2 protein-coding genes are annotated in these 2,290 nt (G+C 62.6%); both read right to left on the reverse strand.

Features of this window, described 5'->3' with window-relative positions; all coding sequences use genetic code 11:
• Positions 1-661 (reverse strand): formylmethanofuran--tetrahydromethanopterin N-formyltransferase (gene fhcD / locus EN964_RS32160; protein WP_127277260.1); only part of this gene is annotated, 661 nt, incomplete at its 3' end.
• Complete coding sequence (locus EN964_RS32165; RefSeq protein WP_127277262.1) at positions 649-2,280, reverse strand: formylmethanofuran dehydrogenase subunit A; 1,632 nt, start codon at positions 2,278-2,280, stop codon at positions 649-651. The genes fhcD and EN964_RS32165, both read right to left, overlap by 13 nt.
• Positions 2,281-2,290: the final 10 nt, after the last annotated feature.

The following is a 2,290-nucleotide window of genomic DNA, read 5'->3' on the forward strand; positions in this document are numbered from 1 at the left end:
AAGCGATCATGCCTTTGTATTTGCCACCTATCTTGGAACCCGAACGGGCAATGCCGCCCGGAAACGGCACGATGGCGCCAGGCACCATGCCGATCGCAGCGACCGCGGCCTCGGCAGCGGCCAAAGCGTTGGCGCTGTTTTGCGCCATGACAAAGAAATTGCCGCCACCGACAGCTTCCTTCGTCAGTCCGGTCGTTGCTTCGCACAGGAACTCGCCATCCATGACGGGAATACGCCAGAAATGCCTGTCGCCGATCTTCTTGGAGATTTGCCAGCCGTCGCCGAAATAACGCAGCGCCGAACCGAGCTTGAGCTCGGCGCTGCCTTGCAGCCCGGCAAAGCAGGCGGAACCCGGCGAGGTCAAAACGCACTGGCCGACACGATTGAGCAGTTGCTTCTGCAATTCGTCCGTTCCCATCGCGAAGATCATGACGCGGCAGCCCGGCCGGCCATCCGGTGTGGCCGAGGGCGGCAGGTCGATCTCGATTGCCGCTTCGCAGCCGCAACCGATCACCGAGGTGGCGAATCCGGTCATCGTGATCGCCGCCTGGCGAGCCCATTTCCGGCTCGGCGCGGTGATGACGATGGCGGTTGCGCGCATGCCGAAGGCTTCCGCGAAGGTATCGTCGATCGTCATCCCATTGACGCTCATGTTCGGCATGGCACCTCGCCGAATGGCTGTTCGCGCGCAATCGCGGAATCCGGAAAATTGAACCAGTCCAGCGACAGGCCGTAGCGCTGCTGGTGATAGTCCTCGAGCCGTCGCACCATTGCCTTGTCGACAGGCGGCTTGAGCCTCAATGCCTTGCCCCAGCGGTAATGGATGATTTCCCCATCTTGCACGACGAGATCGCCATCCTTGAAAACATACGCCGCCTGTCCGAGCATTTTCGCGATACTGCGGTCCCTGCGATAGACAGCGATGTCGGCTATTGCACCGGCGCCGAGATGGCCTCGATCCGTCAAGCCGAGCAGCTTGGCCGGCGCCGCGCGCGTCATGATGGCGATTTCCTCGAACGTGTATTCGCGGTCGATTGCGGCCAGGGTAGAGAGCGCCAGGGCGGATCGTGAAAGTCCAGCGGTCATTTCGGCGCGCGCTTCCCGGCTCATCAGCAGTTCGAACAGCGCCGGATAAGCCGTAAAAGGTGCACCGTTGGGATGATCGGTGGTGAAGAACACACGCCAGGGATCGTCGATCAGGAGAAAAAGCTCGAGCCCGATCGCCCACTGCATCGTGCCGTAGAAGTCCTTGCCATAACTGTAGGGCACGATGCCGCCGCCATTGCCGTCACCATCATGAATGACGGTCTTTTTCGGGTGCGCGCTGCCACGCGCCGAAAACTGCCGCATGACGTCGGAGGAGACCGTGACCGTCTGGCCGAACATGACCTGGCCGATATCGATGGTGACTTCCGGCGTCGCGTTGACCAGTTCGGCAAGCCGTGCGGCGGCGGAAGAAAACCCGCGTTTTCCTTCCGTGCCATAGCCATAGAACTGGAGGTGGGCGAGATGCAGCGGCAGCCCATCCGCCGCTGCGATCGTCGCAGCCGCCGTATCCGCCGATCCGGGGCTGCCCAGATTGTTGCAATGGACATGCAGGGGATGCGGCAGGCCAAGACTGTCGACGGCGGCCTGCAGCGTCTTGACGATCTTGCGCGAACTGACGCCATAGGAAGGCACGACATCGTCCAGCGAGAAGGTGCGGACGTTCTCCTTGAAGGCGGCCGCCGCACCGGCGTTGATCACCTTGACCCCAAGCGCTCGCGTCGAAGCGACCGTCCAGGCGACATAGTCCTCGATCCTCGTCGAGGGGGCGTCGTCGCGGATCATCGACAACAGGAAATCGTCATTGCCGAGAATGGCGAGGGTTGCCTTGTCGATGATCGGGATGTCAGCCAGTTCGAGATGCGTGTGAAGCGCCGCTCCCGGCGACATCGCCGGCTCGACCACCGTCGTAAAGCCCATCTTGGCGTAGAGGCAGCCGGTCTGGAACGTCGACCAGCCGGCATTGGAGAGCGGCGTCATTGCCGGCCGCGCCTGATGGGCGGCATGCTGTTCGGGCAAGAGCAGCCGCGCGGTGTTCACATTGCCGCCGCCAATGTGGGAGTGGATGTCGATGGCGCCAGCCATCACGATGCAGCCGCTGGCTTCGATGATCCGGTCGGCCGCCCCTCCCGCCGGCGCCGAAACGATCTTGTCGTCCTTGACCCAAAGGTCGCCCTTGCCGAGACGGCCGTTGACGGGATCGATGATGTCGCCGCCGGCGATTTTCGTCAGCATGGCAGTGGCT

This window comes from Mesorhizobium sp. M7A.F.Ca.CA.001.10.2.1, assembly GCF_003998575.1.
Classification (GTDB): Bacteria; Pseudomonadota; Alphaproteobacteria; order Rhizobiales; family Rhizobiaceae; genus Mesorhizobium.

Excerpts from the sequence above, each read along its gene's own strand:
- EN964_RS32165 (WP_127277262.1), bottom strand. The coding sequence starts at position 2,280 with ATGCTGACGAAAATCGCCGGCGGCGACATCATCGATCCCGTCAACGGC.